The sequence below is a fragment of the Rhizobacter sp. genome, from assembly GCA_019635355.1.
GTDB lineage: Bacteria > Pseudomonadota > Gammaproteobacteria > Burkholderiales > Burkholderiaceae_C > Rhizobacter.
Genome location: JAHBZQ010000001.1, coordinates 5,184,105 through 5,210,036 on the forward strand (window position 1 = coordinate 5,184,105; position 25,932 = coordinate 5,210,036).

Genomic DNA, 25,932 nt, shown 5'->3' on the forward strand with positions numbered 1-25,932 from the left:
TCCAGCGGCGCCTAACGTTTGACATGAGAGGCCCGGCCCGGCTTGCCGGGGCGGGTCCTCTCGATGGAAGGGTTAGGCGCCATTCTGGCCCGACCTCAGCCGCATTGGCTGAAAGGCGATGCCGTGCATGCGCTGAACCTCTCCTTGGCGGACAAAGCCGAACCTTTCGTAGACGGGCACAGCATTGAGGCTTGAGTTGACAGTGAACTCACCAGGATTGCCGGCTCCCAGTGCCTTTGCTTTAGCCGTGCTCCAGAGCTGAGTTGCCAAGCCCTTGCCTTCGAACTCTTTGGCAACGAACAAGTGGAATAGGTGGGAGTTGTCGCGCAGCGCGATGAACCCAAGAAGCTTTTCGTTTGCTTTGGCGACGAAGTACGAGAAATTGCTGGCGCTCAAGTAGCCACGCTCAGCCTCTTTGCTGACTGAGGCAAGGAACGGCTCGGCACCCTCGCGCGAAGGGGACAGAAAGAACGGCTCAGTAAGCTCGATGATCAGCTTGCTGATTTCCTCAGCATCGGCGACTGTTGCCGCGACGACTTTCATGGCGCCTAACGTTTGACATGAGAGGCCCGACCCGGCTTGCCGGGGCGGGTCCTCTCGATGGAAGGGTTAGACGGCTGGCTTCGCAACGAATGCTTGCTTTGCATGCCGATCAAACCCTGCTGACTCATAGAACTTGAAAGTGGCTTCGTCTTTGCGGCCAGTGAGAAGCATGACCTTGTGGCAGCCAACCGACCAGGCGTGTGCGAGCGCGTGAGCGAGGATTGCTTTGCCATAGCCTTGATTTCGATGGCTTGCATGAGTGACGACATTCTCGATGACGCCATAGGGCCGGCAGCCGCGCGTGAGGTTTGGAATGACCGTAAGCGCGCAGCTCGAAACAAGCTCGTTGCCCACATAGCCGCCGTAGTATTTGTAGCGAGGACTAGCAAGAAGCTCCTGCCAGACTTCCAGTACTTCCGATTGCGGCGGTAGAGCATCGTCTTTTCGATGCAAATGCGCATACAGCGCCAGTAGCTCAGTGAGTTCGTTCGCCTGGATCAGTCGGATCTTCACGTGTGAGCCGTCTAACGTTTGACATGAGAGGCCAGGCCCGGCTTGCCGGGACTGGTCCTCTCGATGGAAGGGTTAGGCATCGCTTTCACGCTGAGACCGGCGTGCATATTTCGACAAGCACTCCGTCGGGTGCTCTGACGTAAGAGACAGTTTGACCCCAAGGCTTTTTCGAAGGAGGGGAGAGCTCCTTTGCGCCGAACTGAATGGCCTTCTTGTGAGCAGAGGCCACATCGTCCGTGACGATGGCTATCTCCATTCCGAGCGGCTTCGCCGAAGCGCTGGCATGCACATGGCCGCCTTGGAAATTGGCATCTCCAAGCTCGTGTGCCGCAAAGGACAGCGTTGTACCTCCTGTGCTGAGCTCCCCGTAGGTGCCAGATTCGTGCAGGAACTTTTGCTCAAACCCAAACGCCTGGGAGTAGAACGCAAGTGACTCCAAGACGTTTGGGACATAGGCGATGACGTAGCCAAGTTTCATTTCGTTCTTTCCGGTTAAGGCGCTCACTCGCTCTGCGATGCCTAACGTTTGACATGAGAGGCGGCGCCCGGCTTGCCGGGCGACGTCCTCTCGATGGAAGGGTTGAGCATCGCGCCTTGGAGAAGAGCAGGGCTGGCCAAACGGGAGACTCGTGAAAGTGTGGTGGAGCGTAGCTCGGGCCTGGCCAGACGAGCAACCCCAGCGCTGCCTCTGGCAGCGCCCCAGGACTGACTACTCAAGCGGCGCGAAGCGCTAACCACTGACTGACCTCTACCGGCCGTTCGATGGCATCGCGCGGGCGCCGAAGCGCGACAAGCTTGGCCTTCAGCTTTCGGGACTTTCCGGTGGGTGGCAAGCGCGGTGTTCAGATTTGGTGGCAGGCAGCGAGCGGTGACCGAAGGCTCGGCGGCGACGCACGCGAATTGGATTTGAGGTGCTGAACGAAGGCTCATAAGCAACCAGTAACGCACAGACCCACTCGTGATGCTCAACGTTTGACATGAGAGGCGGCGCCCGGCTTGCCGGGTGACGTCCTCTCGATGGAAGGGTTAGGCATCGCTTTAGCCAGGTAGATCGACGTCGATCGGGCCTTGTGTGAGGCTGCCGTGAACTTCAATCCAATGGCCTCCGAGAAGCTCACCATCGTCGTACATGAATTCATAGGTTTCATCTGAATGGACAGTGATGCTCTGAAGCGAGATGGCTTGCAGGAATTGTTCTGCCGTTAGCTCGGATTGTCCTGCGGCACTACGACCTTCATTGACTTCGGAAAGTAGCTCTCTGACTGCGAACCGCGTGACTTCAGAGTTCACTTTAGAGGCCTCCGAAGTGATAGCGACTGCCACGCGGCGAACAGAGTCAACTAGCTCGACTGCCTCGATGGAGAGGTTGAGGCCAATTTCCGAGCCACACCAACTGACTTTTCTTTCGTAGAGCGAATCGGAGTACGCCGACAGCGGAAAGAAGCCGAGTGATGGAACTTCAATAGAAGGTGGAAAGCCAGGCTTCGGCTGAACCTTCTTTTGCGGTAAGGGCTTCACCAGAGCTGATGCGCCGTAGGTGAGTACGACGATTGCGAGAAGTAGAAGTGGCAGGCTCAGGACTGAAAGGAGCCCCCATCCTGCAAGGTAGAGCGGCGTGGACAAAGTTAGCCAGAGGACAGCCAGAAGAAAGTATTCGCGGACGCCCCAGTGTGCAAGCGCGGCTTTTGATCTCTGCAGAGAGGTGACAAGTCGCATTCGCGATGCCTAACGTTTGACATGAGAGGCCCGACCCGGCTTGCCGGGGCGGGTCCTCTCGATGGAAGGGTTGGGCGTCACCTCTTCGCCTCACGTACTACGCTGAATTCCTCGCCGTACATGGATTCATACGTGACTTCTAAAGCGTAGCTGTCGATGAACTTCTTCGCCGCGAGAAGCTTCTGATCGCTTTCTGTATCGAAGCTGATGCTGAACAACTCGAGTTTCTGCCCCGCAGTGAGAACGGATCCCGGCTCGGCCACCTGCATGTCGCCTTTCCCCTCGAAGCCAATAACGGCCTTAGCCACCGCGAGGCGATACGCGGAACCAAAGTCCGTATGAATCTCACCTTCGATCGTGATGCGAACTCGTTTGATGATGGCTGGCCCAAGCCCGCTATTGGCAAGTGAGAGTGATAGGGTTCCGCCGGATATCAGGGTTTCGTGTGTATCTAGATGCGGTCGGACGGAAAGGCGGTTGTGTCGCCTTGAGATTGCTCCCTGCCAGATGGTCGCCACTAGCGCAAGAACAGCGATTCCGGCGGCACAGAGCGCGATGAAGTCGGAATTCGTCATAGGTGCGGATAGCTATTTGGTGACGCCCAACGTTTGACATGAGAGGCGGCGCCCGGCTTGCCGGGTGACGTCCTCTCGATGGAAGGGTTAGGCAGCGCCGGGGTTACTGGGCTCATAGCGAAACCTGAATTTTCTTGCTGCCAACCTTCAAGTAGCCAGATAGGGCTTCTGTGATGACTAGGCACGCTGCCAGTGCCACGTAGTCTTGTTTGACCCACGTCTGGATCTCCGCTTGCGTAGGTGCCGGAAACTCGATGTGGCTGTTGTTGAACCAGATACTGAGATAGACCCCCAATTGATCAACAGAAACTTTGAACTCCGACGGTGATGCGTAGGCGCCTTCTCTAATTTCGGCAGTTAGCGCTTCTTCGAGCTTCTCTGCGATGAGTGCGAGAGACTCCTGCCGCTCAACCTTGCGTTCTTTGGTGAGTTGACTCTTCCTCGCGGTATGGCTTCGGTTTCTGGCGATCTTCTCTTGATACCAAGAATCGCCTTTCTCCGCGCGCAGCTTCTTCCACAGCTTGGCGGTGTCTTGGTTGTACTTTCTCTTGTTGCAGTCGGGGCAACTGAGGGAAAGATTGCCAGGCCAGTTGGTCCCGCCTTTCGAGATAGGCGAGAGGTGATCGATATGAAAGGGGGATTTCTCGCCAAGCTTTCCAAGCTGCGCATCACAGAAGTAGCACTTGCCGTCTTGCAAGCCATACAAGGCTGCAATGTCGCCTGAGGTGTAGAAGCCTTCTGCATGCTTCCGATCGAATGTATTGACAGTCATTCGCGGAGCGCTCTCTTTCCTGCGATGCCTAACGTTTGACATGAGAGGCATGACCCGGCTTGCCGGGGCATGTCCTCTCGATGGAAGGGTTAGGCCGCTTCTTACCTGACGAGGCCGGCGAACTGTGGATCGCGGACTGCCTTTCCAACAAGGTTTTGTACGGCGCGTGTGAACGCTTCGGCGGTGTTCCGGCAGGCCTCTGGCGCTGCGAAGCCACTGTTGAACTCGTAGTACTCCTTCACTGCCATAGTCTTTCCGTTTGAGGATGACAGATCGAGATCAATGGTCCATGAGCCTCCTGTCACGGCGCGGCTGGAGGAGACCTCAAGCCGAGTGACCTTGCCAGTCAGCGTGACACGAGGAGGGCTTCCATGCGCGCCTGCAACCTTGAGTTCGTCCTCGAACGCCTTGCGGATGTATTGCGTGTGGGTTAGCCCGTCAGCCACCTGCAGAGGGCCCATTGCTCTGCAATTTGGATCGAATGTGGCCGGCTCGGCAAATGCGCCAATGCCGACATCCTTCGCGTTGATGGCTTTGATCGCAATGTTGTTGTCAGCTGATATCGAGTAGCGCTGCGTAGTTGGAGTTTCGCAAGCCGTCAGAAGCACGGCTGTCGCCAATACTGCGATGAACGATGTGCGCATGATCTCTCCTCCGATTGGTGTTGTGGAGGGAGAAGTCTAGCGAAACACTTGGAGCGGTCTAACGTTTGACATGAGAGGCCAGGCCCGGCCTGCCGGGACTGGTCCTCTCGATGGAATGGTTAGGCGCCCGGCGCTCAGGCTGGGCGGCTTTGTATGAAAGCGAGAACACAGGACCGCACACCGCTATTGACCCGATCGATAGCCGAGGGGCCAAGGCCTTTGGAGCCGAGATGTCAGTGGCGCTCATTGAGAAAGGGTAGTTGTTCACGAAGCCAATCTCGAAACTCTGGCTCAGAAAGGGGTGCCTTCTCTAGCCCCCACTCATTCCATCGACGGTTAATTACTTCTCTCCATTCTTGGAGCACATCGACGATCTGTCTGGAGGCACTCTCGTTGCGCGCAAGCTCGATGCACAAGGAGGCTATTCCGTTCAGTTCATGTACTGACGATTTTCCTTCTAGGTAGCGACTTGCTGCTTCGAATAGCTGGCGCATTTCTCGGCTGAGTGGTGACATCTCGGGCGCCTAACGTTTGACATGAGAGGCCCGCCCCGGCTTGCCGGGGCGGGTCCTCTCGATGGAAGGGTTAGACGCCGCCGCTCTGCCGATGGACTTCGGTGCTTCGCAAGCGGGCCTGAACCTCAAAGTGGTTGTACCAGTATGGATCGCGGCCTTGCAGTAGCTGCCAAAGGCTGGATGCTGGATATGCGAGGAAGAAGACTGGGCCCCAGCGCTCGTATTGCTCGACATGGACTCGCTCATGGGGACCAATGTGTGTGAGTTCTTCTTGAGTGACTGCCAGGATGACATGGCCGAAGACGATGCCCCTGAATGGCAACGCAAGTGCAAGCTTGCCGCAACTGGCTAGACGCTTGCGATAGGTGACTTCCAGCGCTCCGGCACGGACCTTCGCGCTGCCGCCGAGCACCAATGGCACTGTGGCCAGAAGCAAGCCGCCCAGCGAGCAGGGGAGCGCCCAAAGAACCTTTGCGACTCTGAGCCATCGCATTCAGCGGCGTCTAACGTTTGACATGAGAGGCGGCGCCCGGCTTGCCGGGCGACGTCCTCTCGATGGAAGGGTTGGGCGGCGCTTGCCTCGATGGGGCAGGGTGCAGCCGGGCGATGAACTTTAGCCGGCGTGCGCTTTCAGGGCGCCTCGGTTCGCAGCAAGCCTCGGTTGGTGCCGGGCCCCCACGACGGCTAATCCACGAACTGACTAACGACGGCTGCATCGAGTGAGCACGGTTACTTGCCGGGTGCGCAGGCGAAAACATTGCGGTGGCGAACGCGGGCACGAACATGCTCTTCTTGCGATGAGGTACTGACCTTGCCACTTGGCTTGCCACCGACTTTCTCGAAGGCAACACGTTTAGCCCTCAGTGCCGCTCAACGTTTGACATGAGAGGCTCGACCCGGCTTGCCGGGGCGAGTCCTCTCGATGGAAGGGTTAGAGCGCACCTTGCGAGGCGAGCAGCCTAACGATTGAGACCAAGTTTTGAATTGATTTGCCAAGTTCTTCGCTGTCGACATTGAAGCTGTGGTCATGGCCAACGTATATGGGTGACGGTGGCCTTCGCTGTTGCGCTCGAATGCAAAGCGCAGTGTTTCTGGTGTCAACAGATAAATAAACTGACTTCTCCTCAAACGCCCGGCCGGTCTTGGCCCCCGAGAGAACGTATGCAGCCCAATCAGAGAGCTTTGCTTCTCGATGGGACGGCGCAGGATGCATGTGCGTTTGCAGGAGCAGCTTTCGCACGGTTCGACCAAGTTCCTCATCTGCTCCTGCGAATGGCACTTTGACTGGCGCTCCTGCCTCCGAAAATCCTGTTGTGGCCGAGACGATATATGCCTCTTGTGCGTATGCATACACCGCTACGCGCAGCTCAATTTGGCGCGTTGCTTTCAGTCTGGCGTTGATCGCGTCTCGATAGTCGAGAAAGTCTCGCGGCGTCAGTTCGCTGGTGGTTGGCATGTGACTGGTACCTAGTGCGCTCTAACGTTTGAGATAACCGGCATGACCCGGCTTGCCGGGGCATGTCCGGTTGATTGAAGGGTTAGGCGTCGCTGCTTGTGCTGCCACCTGATTGCCGCTTCTATTCAAAGACTTTGCCATCGGGTTTCCAGTCGTTTTGTCCCCATCCCTCTGTGGGGATGAAGACCTTGAAGCCTGCTCTCGCTAGCTTTTGGGCAACTGAATCTGGCTCAGCAACAAGCTCTGTCTTGGAGTCTTTCCAAGACGTCTTGTCGGTTAGCACGAGCCAATATGGGTACTCCGGCATTTCCGATTCATCGGAATCGCACACTTCTACCGTGACATTGCGAGCGTACCCACAGAAGTAGTGATCGTCGGGTGGGTAGTTGGAGCTCTCGCGTTCCTCGTGCTCAGTAAGCCCCAACGCGGCGAATACCCGAACGGCGAGATCTGATAGGCCAGCTACTGGCATTGAGCTGCTCAGGAGGAGAACTGCTTGCATGTTGCGACGCCTAACGTTTGACATGAGAGGCGTGACCCGGCTTGCCGGGGCACGTCCTCTCGATGGAAGGGTTAGGCTTCACGCGGCTTGAGGCGAAGTTTTGCTGTGTGGTGCAGCAATCGCTTTGTCAAGGGTTGGTCAGGGTAGTGAGTCGCCATGATGGCGAATTCGTGCATGGAGGCAAGCTCGTCGATCGCAGCAGTAATGAACCCTTTGCCGACGAACTCAATCTCTATCGCTGAAACGACATCAAAAAGAACTGGCAAACCTCTCCGCCCGTGAGAGCGACCGTGGGCAATGACCACCTGCGCCTCGTTCGGATACATAAAGTGCTCGAGATACTGTGAGTACGTTTTCTCCAACCCTGGTGTCACTACCAGTAGTTGATGGTGATCAGGGTGGGCGAGGGCCAAGTCCTCGGTGTCGTACAGATTCTCTTTTAGGCTATCCCGGTCGTACAGTGCGCTGGTCTTTGCTGTCATCTCTTCGTTCGCCGGCTCAACAAGCAAGTACGCCCCCGATCGCTGAAGCAGAGTGTCCCAGTCGTCGCGAGCCAGAACGCGCTCTTGGACAAACTCCCCCGGAGAGTCTGGAGAGGTAAGTTGCCCGTAGCGGAGAACCACGTCAAATAGCCTGATCGGAGGAAGTTCGTCGCCGTCAATCCAAACCGATAGCACGCATGCAACGTACCGTTCATCCTTCAGCCAAGTATTGAGCGTCTGCGGCAACTGCTTTAGCCCCCGTAGCGCCAATCGAACCGTCAGCAATCTAGCTGCGTCACGTTTCTCGCGGTAGTCGAACGCTACAAAGACGAGAGACATTGCTGCTGTAGCGACCGCCGCGATGATTGTTGAGTAGTCCCACAGGTTCAGTTCGAGTGTGTTTGCGTCTTTAACGCGACTAGCAACAACAGTGACTATGGCTGAGGTGCATGCAAGAAGAGCTAACCCAACTGGCAGTATTGCGTGTCGGACTCGTAGTGCCGAGGACATACTTGTGAAGCCTAACGTTTGACATGAGAGGCCCGACCCGGCTTGCCGGGGCGGGTCCTCTCGATGGAAGGGTTAGAGCGCATTGGTGGATGGGAGGCTGTGACTTCTAAACGGGGAAGCTCTGCCTTCGATTGCCTATAGGCGAGACCGCGACCAATGACGCTGCGATGTGCTTCTGTGATTGCCAGGTGGCTACTGACTTGACTCACCAATGAACTCCATTTCACGGGGTTCAAGCGCCACTGAATGAGAGTTGCATGTTCCTTCTGCCTCGTTCGGCCAGGACTTACGGACCCAAGGTTGACCGTATTCATCGATTTCCTCGACTACGAATACTTCGCCGACCATTGACTGAACATTGCGTTTTTCATTCTCGGGTAGCGAATCGAACCATTCTCCCGAAAGACTCAACACTCGAACAAGAGAACCAACTCGGACGAGCGTTCCGTTCTTGTCTTCCGGCCGGCGAGTTGGGTTCTTCATGCGCTCTAACGTGATATCTACACCCATCCCATGTTGCCATTCCCAGCAACATGAGGCCATAGCTAGCAACATGTAGATAGATGTGGCGGCCACATCTATCTACTTCCCGACGATTCGATCTCGCAGATTGAGGATGCCGGCCACCCGCTTCGGCATTCTCCAGAGCTTCTTTTCGGGATCCCACAACGCGCCGGCCGCGCGCACCAAGGATTGGAGCGATCGCTCGTAGGGGCCGATCCTGATGCTGACGACCTTGTCGGTGCGTGGTTTGATCGGCCTTCGATCCACCAGCAGTTCGACGGTGATGAAACGGAACTTGCCGGCGGGGTCTGTGCGGTGACGCACGCAGATCAGGGCGTTGCCATGTCTTTCCGCGAGAGTCTTGGCGCCCCTGCTCGATGGAGAAAGGGTCTTCACAACCCTGAGGTTGGCGCGATCTGCTTTCACCTTTAGTGACCTCAAGTCGAAGCTGGAAAACACTGCATAGATGCTGTATAAATATACAGTACAAAGTTGCCGCACCCGTGACGGCCTGCCGCCATGTCGATCACCCCATCAGATTCCCTCCCCCCACTGCACTCCGCCCGCCTGCTCGACCAGCTGCGCGAGCGCATCCGCTACCTGCACTACAGCATCCGCACCGAAGGCGCTTATGTGCACTGGGTCAGCATGTATGTGCGCTTCCACGGCATGCGCCACCCGGCCGAGATGGCGGGGCCGGAGGTCGAGAGTTTTCTCTCGTGGCTGGCCAATGAGCGCAAGGTCGCGGCCGCCACGCACAAGCAGGCCTTGTCATCCTTGCTCTTTCTCTACCAGAAGGTCCTCGGCCAAGACCTGCCGTGGATGACCGAGATCGGCCGCCCGAAAGACCGGGTGCGGCTGCCGGTGGTGCTCACGCATGACGAGGTCTCGCGGGTGCTCGCGCAGCTGCCGCCCGCGCACCAGCTCATGGGCCGCCTGCTCTACGGCACCGGTATGCGCATCATGGAAGGTGTGCGCCTGCGGGTGAAAGACGTCGACTTCGCCCGTCGCGCCATCGTCGTGCGCGAAGGCAAGGGCGCCAAAGACCGCGTGGTGATGCTGCCGGCCTCGCTGATCCCGGCCTTGCGCGCGCAGCTCGACCTCGCGCGCCAGCACTGGCAACGCGACCGTGACGCCGGCCGTGGCGGGGTGCACATGCCGCACGCTCTCGCGCGCAAGTACCCGCGTGCCGCCTCGTCGTGGACGTGGTTCTGGGTCTTTCCGCAAGACAGGCTGTCGGACGACCCGCGCACCGGCCTCGAGCGCCGGCACCACGTGCTGGAGCAGGGCTTCCAGCGCGCCTTCAAGAAAGCCTTGGTGTCGGCTGGCATCGTCAAGCCGGCCACGCCGCACACCTTGCGCCATTCCTTCGCCACGCACCTGCTGCAAAGCGGCTACGACATCCGTACCGTGCAAGAACTGCTCGGCCACGCCGACGTGAGCACGACCATGATCTACACCCATGTGCTGAAGGTGGGCGGTGGCGGGGTGCGCAGCCCGCTCGACGCGCTGGCCGGGCTCGATGTGATGGGCGCGAAGCAACACGAAGCCCGCACCGCGCCACTGCACGCAGGCGACGACATGAAGTACGACAGGGCGGCCGATCCCGACGACCTGGGCCCCGACGACCTGCCGCCGCGTGTCTGCATGCCGACGGCGCAATACCTCGTGCCGGCACGGCATCTTTCGGCCGTGGGATGAGGTGGTGGCGGCCATTGCCTTGTCGTCGTCACCCGATGTGGAAAGCCGTCCTCCGCCATGTCGTCCTCGCCATCCGCTTCCCGCATCGGCCTGCCCGGCTATGCCGAGCTGCACTGCCTCAGCAACTTCAGCTTCCTGAGAGGGGCGTCGCACCCCGAGCAGCTGATCGAGCGCGCGATCGCCCTGGGCTACAGCGCACTCGCCCTCACCGACGAATGCTCCCTCGCCGGGGTGGTGCGCGCCCACCATGCGGCGAAGGCGCATGGTGATTTCCACCTCGTCATCGGCAGCGAGATGCGCCTGCACCTGCCGCAATCAGGCGCGCCGCACGCCCACCTGGTGCTGCTCGCGCAGACGATGCGCGGCTACGCCAATCTCTCGCGCTGGATCACCGCGGCACGCAATCGCGCCGAGAAAGGCCACTACCTCGCGCACCCCGGTGACCTGGAAGGCAAGATTCCCACCGCGGCCGAATTGGCGGGCTTGCCCGGGTGTCTGGGCCTGCTGGTGCCGCACGCGAGCCAGCCGTTCCAGGAGATCCTGGCCCACGCGCATTGGCTCAAGACCTGGCTGCAAGACCGCGCCGCCATCGCGCTCGAGCTGCACAACCGGCAGGGTGACGCCACGCTGGTGTCGACCGTGCAACGTGTCGCCGAGCACACCGGCCTGCCCATCGTGGCGGCGGGCGGCGTGCTGATGCATGTGCGTTCGCGCAAGCCCTTGCAGGATGTGCTCACCGCCACCCGGCTGAACCGCCCTCTGGCGCAATGCGGCCACGAGCTGGCGCCCAATGCCGAGACGCACATGCGGCGGCGCATGCGGCTGGCGCGCCTGTACCGCGAGGAGTGGATGGCCCGCAGCGTCGAATGGGCGAAGAAGTGCAGCTTCAAGCTCAGCGAGCTCAAGTACACCTACCCCCAGGAGCTGGTGCCACCCGGAGAAACGGCCATCAGCCACCTGCGCAAGCTCACCCTGGCAGGTGCGCGGCGACGGTATCCACGCGGCTTGTCTGACAAAAACCTCGACCAGATCGAGCAGGAGCTCGCCCTCATCGAGAAGAAGAAGTACGAGCCCTACTTCCTCACGGTGGCCGACATCGTCTTGTGGGCGCGTGAGCAGGGCATTCTGTGCCAGGGGCGTGGCAGCGCGGCCAATTCACTGGTCTGCTTCTGCCTGGGCGTGACCGAGGTGAACCCCGAGCGTGGCGCCCAGCTGCTCTTCGGCCGGTTCATCAGCGACGAGCGCAACGAGCCCCCCGACATCGACATCGACTTCGAGCACCAGCGCCGCGAAGAAGTCATCCAGCACATCTACGCCAAATACGGCCGCCATCGCGCCGCGCTCACCGCGGTCGTCATCCGCTACCGCCCGCGCTCGGCCTTGCGCGACGTGGGCCGTGCCCTCGGCATCGACCTGCAGCGCATCGAGGCCGTCTCCAAGAGCGTGCAGTGGTTCGACATGAGCGTCGAAGACGAGCGCTTGCGCGCGTGCGGCTTCGACCCGCAATCGCCGCTCATTCGCCTCTGGCTTGAGCTCACGCACCAGCTCATCGGCACGCCGCGTCATCTGAGCCAGCACCCGGGTGGCTTCGTCATTGCGTCCGACGAGGTGTCGAAGCTGGTGCCGGTCGAAAACGCAGCGATGCCCAACCGAAGCGTCATCCAGTGGGAAAAAGACGACCTCGAATCGCTGGGCCTGATGAAGGTCGACATCCTCGCGCTCGGCATGCTGAGCGCGCTCAGGCGCTCGCTCGAATTCCTGGCGCGCAAGCTGGGCCGGCCTGTCGAGATGCACCAGTTCCCTGACGGCGAGACCGACCCCACGTGGGACATGATCTGCGCCGCCGACACCGTGGGCGTGTTCCAGATCGAGAGCCGTGCGCAGATGAGCATGCTGCCGCGGCTGCGGCCGCGTGTGTACTACGACCTGGTGGTCGAAGTGGCGATCGTGCGGCCGGGGCCCATCCAGGGCGGCATGGTGCACCCCTACCTGAAGAACCGCCGTCTTCCCGACGACCAGATCGAATACCCCGGCAAGCTCAAGATCGCTCTCGGCCGCACGAAAGGCGTGCCCATCTTCCAGGAGCAGGTGATGCAGATCGCCATCCTCGCGGCCGACTTCACCGAGGGCGAAGCCGACCGGCTGCGCCGCGCGATGGCCGCGTGGAAGCGCAGCGGCGACATCGCCAAATTCCATGACGATCTCGTCAACCGCATGGCGAAGAACGGCTACGACCGGGACTTCGCCGAGCGCATCTTCAAGCAGATCGAAGGCTTCGGCGAATACGGCTTCCCCGAGAGCCACGCCGCCGGCTTCGCGCTCCTCGCCTACGCCAGCAGCTGGCTCAAGTGCCACCACCCCGATGCCTTCCTCGCCGGCCTGCTCAACAGCCAGCCGATGGGCTTCTACGCGCCGGCGCAGCTGGTGCGAGACGCCCGTGCGCATGGCGTCGAGGTGCGCGAGGTCGACGTGAACATCAGCACCTGGGAGGCTTCGCTCGAAGGCCTGCCGCTTTTCCTGGACGGGCACCTCGACCCCGCAAGAGCGCACGGCGCCACATCGTTCAGCGCACCGCTGCAGCCGGTGCGCCTGGGGCTCAACATGGTGTCAGGCCTGTCCGTCGACGCGGCCGAGCGCATCTTTACCGCCCGCGCCAATGCGCCGTTCGTCAACGTCGAAGACCTCGCGCGCCGTGCCGCGCTCAATGCCCACGAGCTCAAGGCCCTGGCGCAGGCCAATGCCCTGAAGCCGCTCGCGGGCCACCGCCACCAGGCCGCATGGGTCGTGGCGGGCATCGACACGCGCCCCACGGCGCTGCTGCGCGCCACGCGCGTGCATGAAGCGCCGGCCGTGCTCGCACCACCGGCCGAGTTCGACGACATGCGCGCCGACTACCAGTCGCTCGGCCTCACGCTCGGCCGCCACCCGCTCGCGATGCTGCGCGAGCAGCTGCGCGCCTTCAAGGTCGAGACGGCCGCCACGCTGCGCACCTACCCGAGCGGCCGCCTGGCCCGCGCGAGCGGCATCGTCACCCACCGGCAGCGCCCGCCCACGGCCAACGGCACCATGTTCATCACGCTGGAAGACGAGACCGGCGCGATCAACGTCATCGCCTGGCCGAAGGTGGTCGAGACGCAGCGCCAGCCGCTGCTCGCCTCACGCCTGATGACGGTCTACGGCCAATGGCAGCGCGAGGGCGACGATCGTTTCGCGGTGATGCACCTGGTGGCCGCCAAGGTGATCGACCACACGCACTTGCTCGCCGGGCTCGAAAGCCGCAGCCGCGATTTCAAGTAGAACGAACAGAGAGAAGAGACTGCCGCCCGCTCAGGCCATCTCGGGCGCACCCACGGGCGCCGCCTTGCGAGACTTCGAGCCACCGCCGCGCTTGGGCGGCATGGTCATCTCGAGCGTGGCGTCATGGCGTGGCGCGATCTCGGCGCCGCGCAGCACGTGCTTGAGTTCGCGCGCACCGCCCATCACCACGATCAGGTTGCAGCCCGCCTGGCGCAGGTTGCGTGGGCTCTTCGCTTCGGGCAGCCACAGGATCGCGGTCGCTCCCCAGGCCTCGGCGGCCTGCATCAGCGGGCCGACCGGGTCGTGCTTGAACTTCTTGCCGTGCGGGCCCACCAGCAGCGACTCGCCGATCAGCGGGTCGTTCCACTCGGCTTCCGGGAAGCCCTGGATGTCGATCACGAAGCGCACGCCGTCCGAGCGGATCACCGCCACCGGGATCACGCCGCCGTTGGGCACGCTCTTGTCGAAGCGCACCGCCCACTGCGTGGGGAAATTGATGGAGCGCCGCGCACGCCGCAACACCCGCTGCGGGCGCTCGCGCAATTCCGCCACGACGATGAGCGCGAGGCCGAGCAACGACACCGCAATGCCCGCGCTCATGAGCTGCCAGCCGTCGCTCCACGCGAGGCGGGCGAATTCCAGCCCGCCCACGAAACACGCGAGGCCGAGCGTCATCTGGGCGAGCCAGGAAACGGAGGTCTTGGAGTTCATCTCGAATGGGTGGGTTGAGGAAGGGGAGGCGGAAACGAAAGGCCACGACGAGTAACGAATTCTGTCGATGGTGACCGCTCGAACAAGGGGCGAATTCCACACTTCATCCGAGATCGCACGCCCGGCCAGAAAAAGCGGGGAGGGAGTTTCCCGCATGCGATGTGCGGGCCCACTGGCATTCGCGGCGACGTTCCGACGACGGGCACTCGGGCTTTCGATGCCGTATCGAAGCCCGTTCCGGCAGAATCCGTGCATGAGTGCACAAGCCGTGACCCCTGAGCTGCGCCAATGGATCGTCGACCAGGCCAAGGCGGGCCGTCCGCCCGATGAAGTCCTGAAATCGATGATGGCCAGCGGCTGGCAGGAAGACGTGGCGCTGGCCGCGCTGGAAGACACCCTGTCGGGTTTCCTGAAGGAGCACGCCAAGGCCAACAACCTGCCCGAGCCCGTGATGGTGCCCGAGCCCGACCTGCTGGGCGCGCCGGCCTCGATCGTCGTCGACGGCCACGAGGTGCAGATCCTCATGACGATGCGCAACCCGCGTGTCATCGTGTTCGGCAACCTGCTCACGCACGACGAGTGCGATGCACTCATCGAGCTCGCCAAGCCGCGGCTCGCACGTTCCGAGACGGTCGTCACCACCACCGGCGGCAGCGAGGTCAACACCGCGCGCACGAGCGACGGCATGTTCTTCGGCCGGGGCGAACATGCGCTGTGCTCGCGCATCGAGACGCGCATCGCCAAGCTGCTCAACTGGCCCGTCGAGAACGGCGAGGGCCTGCAGATCCTGCACTACCGCCCGGGCGCCGAATACAAGCCCCACTACGACTACTTCGACCCTGCACAACCTGGCACGCCCACCATCCTCAAGCGCGGCGGCCAGCGGGTGGGCACGGTCGTGACCTACCTCAACACGCCCGAGGGCGGTGGCGGCACGACCTTCCCCGACGTCAACGTCGAGGTCGCGCCGATCAAGGGCAACGCGGTCTTCTTCAGCTACGACCGCCCGCACCCGATGACGCGCACGCTGCACGGCGGCGCGCCGGTGGTGGCCGGCGAGAAATGGGTGGCCACCAAGTGGATGCGGGAAGGGCGCTTTGAGTGACGCGGCGCGCGTGGATGTGCTGCCGCTGGCGGGCATCCGCGTCGTCGACCTGACGCGCCTGCTGCCCGGGCCGCTGGCCACGAAGCACCTGCTCGAGCTGGGGGCCGAAGTCCTCAAGGTCGAAGGGCCCGCCGAACAAGGGCAGGACGACGGCGCGCGCCACCTCGGCCGCACCGAGGGCGAGCGCGTGCGGGGTGAGCCGGCGCGCATGTTTCGCCACCTCAACGCCGGCAAGTCGCTGCACAGCCTCGACCTGCGCACGCCCGAAGGCCTGGCCGGCCTGCATGCGCTGCTGCAAGGCGCCGACGTGCTGGTCGAAGGCTTCCGCCCCGGCGTGATGGACCGCCTGGGCCTCGGCTGGAGCGCGCTCCACGCGCGTTACCCACGGCTCGTGATGTGCGCCATCAGCGGCTACGGTCAGCACAGCGCCTGGGCGCATCGTGCCGGCCACGACCTCAACTACGTCGCAATGTCGGGCGTGCTGGAGCAGCTCGCCACGCACGAGGGCGAGGTCATCACGCCCAACTTCCAGATCGGCGACCTGATGGGCGGCACGCAGGCCGCGGTGCAGGGCATCCTCGCCGCGCTGCTGGCCGCGCAGCGCACGGGCCAGGGCCGCTTTGTTGACATCTCGATGACGCACGAGGTGCTGCGCCACCACGTGCTCGCCGGCATGGCGGTGCAACGCACCGGCCGCGCGCCCTTGCAGGGCCGCGACCTGCTCTCGGGCGGCGCGCCGTGCTACGGCGTCTACCCGACTGCCGATGCGCGCCATCTCGCGGTCGGGGCGCTCGAGCTGCCCTTCTGGCAGCGCCTGTGCCACACCCTCGGCCAGCCCGGATGGGCGCAACAGCACTGGTCGCTCGGGCAGGCGGTGGGGAGCGAAGAGGCCATGGCCTTGCGCGCCGAGCTGGTGCAGCACTTCAAGCGCGAGCCGCTTGCGCACTGGGTTGCGCTCTTCGAGGGCGTCGACTGCTGCGTGACCCCGGTGCTGCGGCTGGACGAGGCGCTGGCGCACCCGCTCAATGCGGCCTACGCGCAACTATTTTCCTGAGCACGGTCAACCGCCTCTTGCGAGGCCGCGTTGTGCCCCGGGAGCAAGACGCTCTCAACCCCTTTGCAAAGGAATATCCCGTGAACAAGATCATCGCTGCCCTGGTTGCCGCCACCTTCTCGCTCGGCGCTTTCGCCCAAGCCGCTTCGGCTCCCGCTGCCGACGGCAAGCCGGCTGCCGCCAAGGCTGAGAAGAAGGCCAAGGCCAAGAAGGCCAAGGCCGCCAAGGCTTCGAAGAAGGCTGCTTCGGCTGCCTGAGCTTCCGAGCTCAAAGACGAAACCCGGCCTTGGCCGGGTTTTTTCATGGGCGCTTGGCCTCGCTTGTCAGGCGCGGCGCCGTGTCGGCGGGTGCTCGGTCAGCTCGCCGGGTTGTGTGATCGGGTTGAGGCCGGCAAACGGCCGGCTGTTGGCGATGCGCAGCCACTTGCGCTGCTCCCAGGTCTGCGGCCCTTCCAGCGGCCACTGCTCGATGCGCGATGCCAGCTCGCCGTGCGGCACCCGGGTGTACGACGGCGCCCCGGGCCGCAGCAGCCAGACGCTTCGGCGCAGCCGGGCGGGCAGCGATGCCTTGCTCTCGGGCACCCAGTAGATGCACTGCTTCTCGGCCCAGAAATTCAGCCGCTCGAAGTTCACCCGGCCGGCGAAGCCGGTCTCGGCGGGCAGCAGCACGTATTCATCGGGCAGCTGCACCAGCGCATAGCTCAGGTCGCCCGGCGTATCGCCATGACCGCGGTACGCGAAAACCACCCGCTCGATCTGAGCGGCGGGGAAACGGTCGACCTCCGTGTCATCGCGGAAGACGACCAGGTCCGGGCCTTGCCAAGCGGTGTGCCAAGGGGTGTGCATGTGACGTACTCCACAGTTACTGCCGAAAGTACAGGTTTTAGCGCATGCGCCGGGAAGTGCGCGACAACCTGCAAGCGGTGGAGGGCTTTTGCCCCCGCGCGCAAACCATTTGTGACAACTGCGCCCGCCTCCCGGCGGGCCGCGAGGGTCAGTACAGCTGCCCCGAGCGCAGCACCCGCACGCCGGGCTGGCCGCGGCCGACCTCGCGCAGGAGCGCTTGCGCGACCTGCCGTGCGGCGATCGGCCGCACGCTGCGCGGCAGCCAGCCGAGAAGCCGTGCGCCCCAGACCTCGCCACGGCGCACCGGCTGGCCGAGCTTCGTGCGGTCACCCACCAGCAGTGACGGTTGCACGAACACCACGCTGTCGAAGCCGAGTGCGCTCACCGCTTCCTGCATCTCGCCCTTCACGCGGTTGTAGAACACGCCCGACGATGCGTTCGCACCCAGGGCCGAGACGACCCCCAGCCGCGTGGCCCCGGCCTGGCGCGCCGCGATGGCGGTGTTGACCACCGCATCGAAGTCGACCGCCCGAAAGGCCGCCTGCGACCCGGCCACCTTGATGGTGGTGCCGAGCGCGATGAACGCGTCGTCGACCGGCGGCAGCGAAGGCAGCGCCTGGAAGTCGACCACCTGCACCGCCAGGCGCGGATCGGACGGCAGATCGGCCGTGGGCCGGCGTACCAGCACCTGCACGTGCGCATGGCGCTGCGAGGCCAGCAGCATCGGCAGCAGCTCGCGCCCGACGAGGCCGGTGGCGCCGGCGACGAGGGCGCGGCGAAGGGGAGGAGGCGAGGTGCTCATGAGGTTCCGGAGCTTATCGCCTGCGCCGATGGAAAGCGGGTGCAACCGGCGTGTCGGCTCGTGTGCCGATCCGGCCGGCCCTTCCGCGGGCCGTGCGCTGTGGCGCCCGGGCCGGGCGGGCCTGGCGCGGGTGTGGCGTCAGCCCTCGTCCTTACAGGCTGTAGTGGGCAGGCCCCCGGGGTGTCCCGAACAATCGGCGCCTGCCCAACTGACCCCCTTTCGCCCCATGAGCGATTTCCGCCGCGCCGAGGCGCCGTGCCTGCTGTCATTGCCCACCGACAAGACCGATGTGCGGCTGCGCCGCCTGCGCCTCATCGGCGTGCTGGGCGCGATGGTTGCCCTGACCGCCTGCGGCAGTGGCGATGAGAATGAAAGCCGCGTCGACACCCCGGTCAGCACGCCGATCGACGGGCCGGTCGACACGGAGAACGGTGCGGCCACCTGGCGGCGTGTCGCCCTTGAGGGCCAGTCGTTCACCACCGCACGCGCGCAACTGGTGGCCTTCGGCGCCGGCAACCGCTGGGTCGGCCGCACGGTCGCCGGGCAGGGCCAGTGCACGCTGGCGTTCTTCGGCCGCGACCCGGCGCCTGGGGCGCAGAAGTCGTGCTACGTGTACGAGGGCGATGCGGCGCCGCCGCCACCGCCACCTCCCCCTCCCGCGCCTCCTCCCGCCGCGCCTGCGCCACCGCCTCCTGCGCCACCACCGCCGGCCCCCGCACCGGCGCCAGCGCCCGCACCCGCGCCCGCGCCGGCCCCTGCACCGGCCCCGACCCCCGCGCCAGCGCCAGCACCCACGCCGGCGCCGGCCTCGTCGGCCCGTGTGGCGCGTGTCGACCTCGCGCAGACGCTCATCTTCCCGAGCGACGACAGCGAACTGGTGCTGGTCTCCAACAAGGACGTGGCTGTGCGCGTCTACGCCACCACCACGCAGACGCAGGAAGCCAAGCCGGCCGGCGTGCTGCGCGTCGAGTCGTCGACCGGCGCGCTGCTGCAGCAGATCGCGCTCACCGCGCCGAGCGGCAACCTGCCGACCACCGTGCCGGCCGCCCCCACCGCCACCAATGCCTACACCGCGCTGGTGCCGGGCAGCCTGGTGACCGCGGGCATGCGCCTCACCGTGAGCCTGGCGAACGGGCAGGCGCCCACCACGCTCTACCCGCGCGTGGGTGGCGGTGCGGCGCTGACCATCGTGGCCGTGCCGGTCACGCTCGGCAGCACCACCGGGCAGGTGGCGACCGGCGTCGACCGCTACGTGCAGGCGCGCGTGCCGGCCGCCTCCATCAACGTGCAGGTGCGTGCCCCCTACACGGCGCGCGCCGTGACGGCACTGCCGACCACCGAGTCGCAGTGGAGCGATGCCTTCAGCCGCGTGCTCTCCGAGCTGGCGAGCCTGCGCCTGATGGAGCAGGCCTCGCGCCAGACCTACTACTACGGCTTCATGCCCAAGCGCACCTATGGCCTGGCCGGCCTGGGCTACGTGCCCGGCAATGCCGCGCTGGGCTTCGACCTGCCGAACAACCAGAACGCCGTGCGGCAGACGCTCACCCACGAGTTCGGCCACAACCTGAGCCTGCCGCACGCCCCGTGCGGCGGCGCCGCGGGCGCCGACCCGAACTACCCGTATGCCAACGGCAACCTGGGCGGGGGCAACCGCTACATCTGGGGCTACAACCTCGACACCGGCGCCTTCGTCGACCCGCGCCGCACCGACCTCTACGACATGATGAGCTACTGCAGTGGAGACACCTTCTCCGACTACAACTACCGCCGCATGCAGGTGCACCTGACGCCGGCCGATCGCAGCGTCACGCTGATGGCGGCCGCCGCATCGGTGGCCTCGGGCCCGCAAGAGCTGCTGCTGGTGAGCGGCCAGATCGACGGCGGCCGCGCCGAGCTCATGCCGATGAAGTCGCTCGTCGGCGAAGCGCAGCTGCCCGCGCCCGGCGCCTACGTGCTGCGCATCACCACTGGCAGCGGCGTGGTCGACTACCCTTTCGAGCCGCAGCAGCTCGACCACGGCCAGGGCGCCTTGCATTTCGCCTTCACCGTGCCGCACCCCGGCACCATCTACAGCGTGACGGTGATGCGCGCGGGCCAGGCCTTGATGCAGGCGCAGTCACGCGCTGCCACGGCCGCATCGGCCGGCCGGCAGCAGCCGAGCGCCACGTCGGTCGGGCCCGCCGTGCAGGTCAGCGAGCAGGGCGGCGTGCTGCAACTCGCCTGGGACCACACGCGCCATCCGTACCTCACGGTCACGCACGTGGCCGGCACGCGCCGCGCCACGCTCGCGCAAGACCTGCAGGGTGGCCGGGCCTCGCTGCCGCTGGCCGCTTTGCCCGCTGGCGGCAGCTTCGAGTTCAGCCTGTCGGACGGCTTGAACACGCTGCGGCACACGCACCCGCGCTGAACTGCGCACGCGCAGAGACGAAAAAGCCCGGCACAAGCCGGGCTTTTTTCTGGGGCGATTGTTGTAGACGCTCAGCGCTTGGGCTGCGTCAGCCGCGGCTGCGGCTTGCTGCCGCCATCGCGCCGCGGCTCGGCGCGCGGGCCTTGCGGCTTGGCGCCCTGGCGCGGCGGATGGGCGCTGCCGCCGCCGCTGCGTGCCGGCGCCTGCCCGTGCGACGGGGCCGGGCTGCGGGCGGCGTGCTGCGCCGGCCTCTGCTCCTGCCGGCCACCTTGCGCCGGCCGGCCACTGCCCGTGTTGCCGCCGCGCGACCCGCCACCACCACCGCCGTGGCGATGCCCGCCACCGCCGCCACGCTTGACACCTTCGCCGATCGTCATGCGGCCGAGCACGATGGGCTCGGGCTTCTCGCTCGGGTGCGGCTCGAAGCCGGGCACGATCTCCTTCGGGATCTCGCGCTTGATGAGCTTCTCGATGTCGCGCAGGAAGATGTTTTCATCCACGCACACCAGCGACACCGCCTCGCCTTGGGCGCCCGCGCGGCCGGTGCGGCCGATGCGGTGCACGTAGTCTTCGGGCACGTTGGGCAGCTCGAAGTTGACGACGTGGGGCAGCTGGTCGATGTCGATGCCGCGGGCGGCGATGTCGGTCGCCACCAGCACCTGCAGCTCGCCGCTCTTGAAGTCGGCCAGCGCCTTGGTGCGCGCGCTCTGGCTCTTGTTGCCGTGGATGGCCATCGCGCTGATGTCCTGCTTGAGCAGGTATTCGACGAGGCGATTGGCCCCGTGCTTCATGCGCGTGAAGACGAGCACCTGGTGCCAATCGTTTTCCTTGATCAGGTGCGAGAGCAGCTCCTTCTTCATCTCGCGGCCGACCGGGTGCACCTTCTGCGCGATGGCGTCGTTGGTCTGGTTGCGGCGGGCCACTTCCACCAGCGCCGGCTTGTTGAGCAGGCGATCGGCGAGCGTCTTGATCTCGTCGCTGAAGGTGGCCGAGAAGAGCAGGCTTTGCTTCTGCTGCGGCAGGATGGCGAGCACCTTCTTGATGTCGTGGATGAAGCCCATGTCGAGCATGCGGTCGGCCTCGTCGAGCACGAAGATCTCGATGTGGCTCAGGTCGAGCGTGCGCTGCTGCGCGTGGTCGAGCAGGCGGCCGGGCGTGGCGACGAGGATGTCGACACCCTTCTTCAGCTTGTCGATCTGCGGCTGCATTCCGACGCCGCCGAACATCACCATCGAGCTGAGCTTGGTGTACTTGCCGTAGTTGCGCACGCTTTCTTCCACCTGCGCGGCGAGCTCGCGGGTGGGCGTGAGGATCAGCGCGCGGATGGGCATGCGGCCGCGTGCATCGCGCACCGCGGGCTTCTGCAGCAGGCGGTGCAGCAGCGGCAGCGTGAAGCCGGCGGTCTTGCCGGTGCCGGTCTGCGCGCCGCCGAGCAGGTCGCCGCCTTGCAGCACGATGGGGATGGCTTGCGCCTGGATGGGGGTGGGGGTGGTGTAGCCCTGTTCGTGCACGGCACGCAGCAGCGGCTCGGCGAGGCCGAGAGAATCAAAAGACATGGAATGGGGGAAGAACGATCGGCCTGTCGCTTGAATGCCAAGCGCCAGTCGCAGGCAGAGGGGAGGAGGGGAGCCGGCCGGTGCCGTGTGGCGAGGTCTCGGGCTCGAGTCAGAACTGACAGCGGCGCAGTGACTGGGACTGCGACGGTGCGCGGATTCTAGCGGCCGGCCCGTGTCCACGCCGTGACGGGGCCCTTCCCCCGCAACAAGGGGGGCCAAGACGTGATCCATCTGGCACCGCGAACGCGTCTTTCCAGACAAGCCGCCTCGCTTCGAGGCGGCGCCATCCCGGAGAGACATTCCCATGAGCGCCAAGGCCAAGCAATTCCTCGAACAGAAACTGCGCGAGACCCTCGCCGAATGCCACGTGCCCGCGCTGGCGGCGGCGCTCGTGCGCGAGAGCGGCAACACGATCGTGAGCGCCGCGCAGGGCGTGCGCAAGGTCGGCGCCTCGGGCGCGGCCAACGCGGTGCAGCCCGGCGACAAGTTCAACCTCGGCTCCATCAGCAAGGTGATCACCGGCACGCTGATGGCCAAGCTGATCCAGGAAGACGTGGGCAAGCTGCGCTGGACCACCAAGCTCGGCGACGTGTACCCCGAGCTGTGGCTCTTCCCGATCGCGCGCGACGGCTACAAGAACGTGACCGTCGAGCAGATGCTGGCGCACACCGCGGGCTTCCCGTACACACCGGTGAACGACGAGGTGAACGACTGGATCACCTACACGCCGCTGGACATGACCAAGTCCAAGCTCAAGAAGCGGCGCGTGCTGTACGTGCTGAATTCCATCCTCGACAAGCCCGCCTACTGGCCGCCCACCAGCGGCTTCGAGTACAGCGGTGGCGGCATCATCGCCGCGAGCATGGCCGAGAAGAAGACCGGCAAGACCTACGAAGACCTGGTGCAGCAGTACGTCTACGGGCCGCTCGGCATGACGCAGTCGGGCTTCGGCGTCACCAGCAGCGGCGCACTCACCGGCCCCTGGCAGCACCGCTGGGACGGTGACGAGCGCACCATCTCGGCCGACCACAACACCCACCTCGCCGGCTTCAACTGGGGCGCGCGGGCGCCGGTGGGCAGCGCCTGCTGCTCGGCCGCCGACATGGGCAAGTTCATGCGCGAACACCTGCGCCCTGATCCGCAGGTGTTGTCGACCGCCATGCGCAGCGACATGCAGACGCACGAGGTGTCGACGCATTCCGACTTCGTGCGCGGCGCCTGGGCGTCGACCAACCCCGGCTCCAGCTCCGCCGAGATCTGGCACAACGGCGACAACGGCACGGCCTATGCGCACATGTCGGTGCGGCCCTCGGAAGGGGTGGGCTATGCGGCCATGTCCAACCTCAGCTCCACCGTGTCGTCGGGTGCGGTGCATGAGATGCACGAGGTGATGGGCCAGATGCACGCCCAGTGGAACACGCTCTTCGGCCCCGGCAGCCCCGATCTCGTGGAATGCGCCCACCCCGTGCCCGCGCTCACCTTCACCGGCTCCACGCTGTGGGCCTTCGGCCGCCGGCACGACGGCAGCGTGCGCCGCTACAAGTCGACCAACCACGGCGCGAACTTCAGCGCCATGGGCGACTTCGGCGCAGCCCGCATCAACTCCGGCCTCGGCGCGGCCAGCTCGGCCGACGGCCAGAAGCTCTTCGTCATCGGCCGCGGGCTCGACAACAAGGCCTGGTTCAGTGGGTCGACCAACGGCGGCACCAGCTGGCAGGGCTGGCTGCCCATCCTCGCGGGGGTGTTCCTCTCGGGCATCGCCATCGCCTGCAACGCGGCGGGCAGCATCGTGCACGCCGTGGGCATCGGGCAGGACCGCCGCATGTGGCGCGCCCGCTCCACCGATGGCGGCCAGCACTGGACGGGCTGGACACCCGTCGGCCAGGGCGTCTTCACCTCCGGCCCGGCCATCGCCTGCTCGAGCGACGGCAAGGTGGTGCACGTGGTCGCCCGAGGCAACGACCTGCGCGCATGGCGCAACGTGTCGCTCGACAGCGGCGCCAACTTCCAGCCGCACTGGGCGCCGGTGGGCAAGGGCGTGTTCGGCTCGGGCCTCGGCCTCGCCTGCAGCGACACCGGCGCGCGTGTGGTGCTCATGGGCCGCGGCTTCGACAAGTCGATGTGGACCAACACCAGCACCAACACCGGCACCGGCTGGCAGGCGCACTGGAAGAAGGTCGACACCGGCACCTTCACCTCGGCCCCCGTGCTCGCCACGACCTCGGGCGGTGCGCACCTGCATGCGTATGCCTACGGCGGCGACTTCCGCATCTGGGGCAACCGCTCGCTCGATGGCGGCAACAGCTGGGCGGGCTGGGGCCAGAAGCACGGCGACTTCTTCCTCTGACGGTTTCACGGGCTGCGCGGCAGCCCCCGATGCCGCGACCACTTCTTTCCTGCTTGGAGGACTCTCATGAGACGCACGATCTCTCGCGCCGTGGCACTGGCTTCGGCCCTGTCGGTGGTTTTCACCACCTCGGCACACGCCGCCTCACCCGCGGCCAGCGCCTGCCCCGACTATTTCTTCCTGAGCGGCAACCTCGCGCTCAACCCCAACTTCGAGACCCCCGCGCCTGGCGTGCCCGTCGGCAGCGCCAAGTGCTGGCAGAACGGCGACCCGTCGCCCGTCACCTCGGCCGCGGCCAACTGGCAGATGCACAGCAGCAATGCGGGTGCGCCCGTGTGCTCCACGCTCGTGAGCGGCAGCGCGCCCGGCCCCGGCGGCAGCACCCTGCTCGCCTTCCGTGCCGGCAGCAACGAAGGCGGCATCTACCAGAGCCATGCTCTCGACCCGAAGAAGGCCTACATGTTCTCGGTGTGGGTCATGGTGCGCAGCGGCCAGGTCGCCATCCAGTCGCGCGGCATGACCGGCGGCCCGGTCGCGTGGACCAGCAAGATCGGCGAGTGGGAGCAGCTGCGTGTGTGCACCAATTCGCTGGTCAACACCGACATGCTGGTCGTCTTCAACCAGGCGGCCACCGGCGGCCTCTTCTACGTGGACCGCGCCGAGCTGCGCGAGATCCCCATCCGGGAGTGACGCCATGACGAGCCTTCTGCGAACCCTCGTCGCGGCCTGCATGGCCGTGGCCTGCACTTGCCTCGCAGCCTGTGGTGGCGCCTCGCCCGCCAGCGGCTATGCCGAGGAACTCAACGAACCGGCACCGGCCACCGCCACCCACGGCAGTGCGCTCGCCGACCTGCCTGACCCCTCCACCGAGACCGGGAGCACCCCATGAAGACGCTGTACCTCACCGCCGCGCTGCTCGCCTGCAGCACCGCCGCCTCGGCCAAGAACGAAATCATGACCGACCGCTGCAGCCACGAAGTCACCATCGTGAACTGGGGCAACGGCCCCAACCCCGCCGGCGAGCCCGTGTTCCTCAAGCGCCACAACGGCAAGACGAACTGGACTTCGCCCTTCACCGTGAAGCTGAGCGACGACGGCCACATCCGCTGGTGGTGCCACTCCACCAAAGGCAACGCCTTCGATGCCGGCACCTGGCGCCTGAAGAACGTGTACGCCGGCTACGGCTGCAAGCTCTACGCCGACAACACCCCCGAAGACTGCGGCCCCAACGGCAGCTTCAGCATCGGCTCGTCGGAATGGAAGGGCTGGACGCCCGAGCGCTCGCGTTGCGGCAACCGCTCGAACCGCATCCGCGCCCGGCTCGATGGCAACCGCAAGCTGCTCATCGAGTGCCTGCCGAAGAACTGACCGGCAG

General features: G+C 64.7%; 27 protein-coding genes. 10 read left to right on the forward strand and 17 right to left on the reverse strand.

The annotated features are described in order from the left end of the window. Positions 1 to 72: 72 nt before the first annotated feature. From KF892_24365 to KF892_24425, 13 genes are all read right to left on the reverse strand, one after another. Complete coding sequence (locus tag KF892_24365) at positions 73 to 543, reverse strand: GNAT family N-acetyltransferase (protein MBX3628167.1); 471 nt, start codon at positions 541 to 543, stop codon at positions 73 to 75. Between the two features lie 66 nt (positions 544 to 609). Then, positions 610 to 1,056, reverse strand: coding sequence for a GNAT family N-acetyltransferase (locus tag KF892_24370; GenBank protein ID MBX3628168.1), 447 nt, complete (start codon positions 1,054 to 1,056; stop codon positions 610 to 612). An 85-nt stretch (positions 1,057 to 1,141) separates the two neighbouring features. Then, positions 1,142 to 1,534 (reverse strand): VOC family protein, encoded by a 393-nt coding sequence (locus KF892_24375; protein ID MBX3628169.1) that lies wholly within the window; start codon positions 1,532 to 1,534, stop codon positions 1,142 to 1,144. Between the two features lie 560 nt (positions 1,535 to 2,094). Then, a complete protein-coding gene (locus KF892_24380) occupies positions 2,095 to 2,772 on the reverse strand; it encodes a DUF2262 domain-containing protein (protein ID MBX3628170.1) in 678 nt (225 codons plus the stop codon). A gap of 77 nt (positions 2,773 to 2,849) precedes the next feature. Next, positions 2,850 to 3,347, reverse strand: coding sequence for a hypothetical protein (locus tag KF892_24385; GenBank protein MBX3628171.1), 498 nt, complete (start codon positions 3,345 to 3,347; stop codon positions 2,850 to 2,852). Between the two features lie 112 nt (positions 3,348 to 3,459). Further along, on the reverse strand, positions 3,460 to 4,119 hold the full coding sequence (locus tag KF892_24390; GenBank protein MBX3628172.1) for an HNH endonuclease: 660 nt from the start codon (positions 4,117 to 4,119) through the stop codon (positions 3,460 to 3,462). A 101-nt stretch (positions 4,120 to 4,220) separates the two neighbouring features. After that, positions 4,221 to 4,763 (reverse strand): hypothetical protein, encoded by a 543-nt coding sequence (locus KF892_24395; protein MBX3628173.1) that lies wholly within the window; start codon positions 4,761 to 4,763, stop codon positions 4,221 to 4,223. Between the two features lie 585 nt (positions 4,764 to 5,348). Next, complete coding sequence (locus KF892_24400) at positions 5,349 to 5,771, reverse strand: signal peptide prediction (protein MBX3628174.1); 423 nt, start codon at positions 5,769 to 5,771, stop codon at positions 5,349 to 5,351. Between the two features lie 438 nt (positions 5,772 to 6,209). Further along, complete coding sequence (locus KF892_24405) at positions 6,210 to 6,734, reverse strand: hypothetical protein (GenBank protein MBX3628175.1); 525 nt, start codon at positions 6,732 to 6,734, stop codon at positions 6,210 to 6,212. A 121-nt stretch (positions 6,735 to 6,855) separates the two neighbouring features. After that, positions 6,856 to 7,236, reverse strand: a complete 381-nt coding sequence (locus tag KF892_24410; GenBank protein ID MBX3628176.1) for a hypothetical protein — start codon at positions 7,234 to 7,236, stop codon at positions 6,856 to 6,858. A gap of 71 nt (positions 7,237 to 7,307) precedes the next feature. Next, positions 7,308 to 8,057 (reverse strand): hypothetical protein, encoded by a 750-nt coding sequence (locus KF892_24415; protein ID MBX3628177.1) that lies wholly within the window; start codon positions 8,055 to 8,057, stop codon positions 7,308 to 7,310. Between the two features lie 363 nt (positions 8,058 to 8,420). Further along, the gene (locus KF892_24420; protein MBX3628178.1) at positions 8,421 to 8,711 is read right to left on the reverse strand and encodes a hypothetical protein; all 291 of its coding nucleotides are present in this window, start codon (positions 8,709 to 8,711) and stop codon (positions 8,421 to 8,423) included. Positions 8,712 to 8,810: 99 nt separating this feature from the next. After that, on the reverse strand, positions 8,811 to 9,191 hold the full coding sequence (locus KF892_24425; GenBank protein MBX3628179.1) for a hypothetical protein: 381 nt from the start codon (positions 9,189 to 9,191) through the stop codon (positions 8,811 to 8,813). A gap of 60 nt (positions 9,192 to 9,251) precedes the next feature. Between KF892_24425 and KF892_24430 the strand changes: the two genes are divergently transcribed. After that, positions 9,252 to 10,433: an integron integrase gene (locus tag KF892_24430; GenBank protein ID MBX3628180.1), complete on the forward strand. Its 1,182-nt coding sequence runs from the start codon at positions 9,252 to 9,254 to the stop codon at positions 10,431 to 10,433. Positions 10,434 to 10,490: 57 nt separating this feature from the next. After that, on the forward strand, positions 10,491 to 13,730 hold the full coding sequence (locus tag KF892_24435; protein ID MBX3628181.1) for an error-prone DNA polymerase: 3,240 nt from the start codon (positions 10,491 to 10,493) through the stop codon (positions 13,728 to 13,730). A 30-nt stretch (positions 13,731 to 13,760) separates the two neighbouring features. On the opposite strand, the gene KF892_24440 is transcribed toward KF892_24435, so the two are convergent. Next, on the reverse strand, positions 13,761 to 14,441 hold the full coding sequence (locus KF892_24440; GenBank protein ID MBX3628182.1) for a hypothetical protein: 681 nt from the start codon (positions 14,439 to 14,441) through the stop codon (positions 13,761 to 13,763). Between the two features lie 253 nt (positions 14,442 to 14,694). Between KF892_24440 and KF892_24445 the strand changes: the two genes are divergently transcribed. The 3 genes from KF892_24445 (at position 14,695) to KF892_24455 (ending at position 16,857) form a co-directional block, all read left to right on the forward strand. Further along, on the forward strand, positions 14,695 to 15,546 hold the full coding sequence (locus tag KF892_24445) for a 2OG-Fe(II) oxygenase (protein MBX3628183.1): 852 nt from the start codon (positions 14,695 to 14,697) through the stop codon (positions 15,544 to 15,546). Next, entirely contained in the window at positions 15,539 to 16,600 is a 1,062-nt protein-coding gene (locus KF892_24450; GenBank protein ID MBX3628184.1) for a CoA transferase, read from the forward strand. Before KF892_24445 ends, KF892_24450 begins: the two co-directional genes overlap by 8 nt. Positions 16,601 to 16,680: 80 nt before the next feature. Then, positions 16,681 to 16,857, forward strand: a complete 177-nt coding sequence (locus KF892_24455) for a signal peptidase (protein ID MBX3628185.1) — start codon at positions 16,681 to 16,683, stop codon at positions 16,855 to 16,857. A gap of 66 nt (positions 16,858 to 16,923) precedes the next feature. On the opposite strand, the gene KF892_24460 is transcribed toward KF892_24455, so the two are convergent. Both KF892_24460 and KF892_24465 read right to left on the reverse strand, forming a co-directional pair. Then, positions 16,924 to 17,445 carry a hypothetical protein gene (locus KF892_24460; protein ID MBX3628186.1) on the reverse strand — a complete coding sequence of 174 codons (522 nt, stop codon included), beginning with the start codon at positions 17,443 to 17,445 and terminating at the stop codon, positions 16,924 to 16,926. A gap of 148 nt (positions 17,446 to 17,593) precedes the next feature. Further along, positions 17,594 to 18,247, reverse strand: a complete 654-nt coding sequence (locus KF892_24465; GenBank protein MBX3628187.1) for an NAD(P)H-binding protein — start codon at positions 18,245 to 18,247, stop codon at positions 17,594 to 17,596. 226 nt (positions 18,248 to 18,473) lie between these two features. Between KF892_24465 and KF892_24470 the strand changes: the two genes are divergently transcribed. Further along, positions 18,474 to 20,654: a hypothetical protein gene (locus KF892_24470; protein ID MBX3628188.1), complete on the forward strand. Its 2,181-nt coding sequence runs from the start codon at positions 18,474 to 18,476 to the stop codon at positions 20,652 to 20,654. A 71-nt stretch (positions 20,655 to 20,725) separates the two neighbouring features. Here KF892_24470 and KF892_24475 read toward each other — a convergent pair whose 3' ends face one another. After that, the gene (locus tag KF892_24475; protein ID MBX3628189.1) at positions 20,726 to 22,210 is read right to left on the reverse strand and encodes a DEAD/DEAH box helicase; all 1,485 of its coding nucleotides are present in this window, start codon (positions 22,208 to 22,210) and stop codon (positions 20,726 to 20,728) included. 304 nt (positions 22,211 to 22,514) lie between these two features. Here KF892_24475 and KF892_24480 point away from each other — a divergent pair, with 304 nt between their 5' ends. The 4 genes from KF892_24480 (at position 22,515) to KF892_24495 (ending at position 25,925) form a co-directional block, all read left to right on the forward strand. Further along, positions 22,515 to 24,557: a serine hydrolase gene (locus tag KF892_24480; protein MBX3628190.1), complete on the forward strand. Its 2,043-nt coding sequence runs from the start codon at positions 22,515 to 22,517 to the stop codon at positions 24,555 to 24,557. A gap of 66 nt (positions 24,558 to 24,623) precedes the next feature. Then, the gene (locus tag KF892_24485) at positions 24,624 to 25,247 is read left to right on the forward strand and encodes a hypothetical protein (GenBank protein MBX3628191.1); all 624 of its coding nucleotides are present in this window, start codon (positions 24,624 to 24,626) and stop codon (positions 25,245 to 25,247) included. 4 nt (positions 25,248 to 25,251) lie between these two features. After that, positions 25,252 to 25,446 (forward strand): hypothetical protein, encoded by a 195-nt coding sequence (locus tag KF892_24490; GenBank protein MBX3628192.1) that lies wholly within the window; start codon positions 25,252 to 25,254, stop codon positions 25,444 to 25,446. Next, a complete protein-coding gene (locus tag KF892_24495) occupies positions 25,443 to 25,925 on the forward strand; it encodes a hypothetical protein (protein ID MBX3628193.1) in 483 nt (160 codons plus the stop codon). The genes KF892_24490 and KF892_24495 overlap by 4 nt, the downstream gene beginning before the upstream one ends. Positions 25,926 to 25,932: the final 7 nt, after the last annotated feature.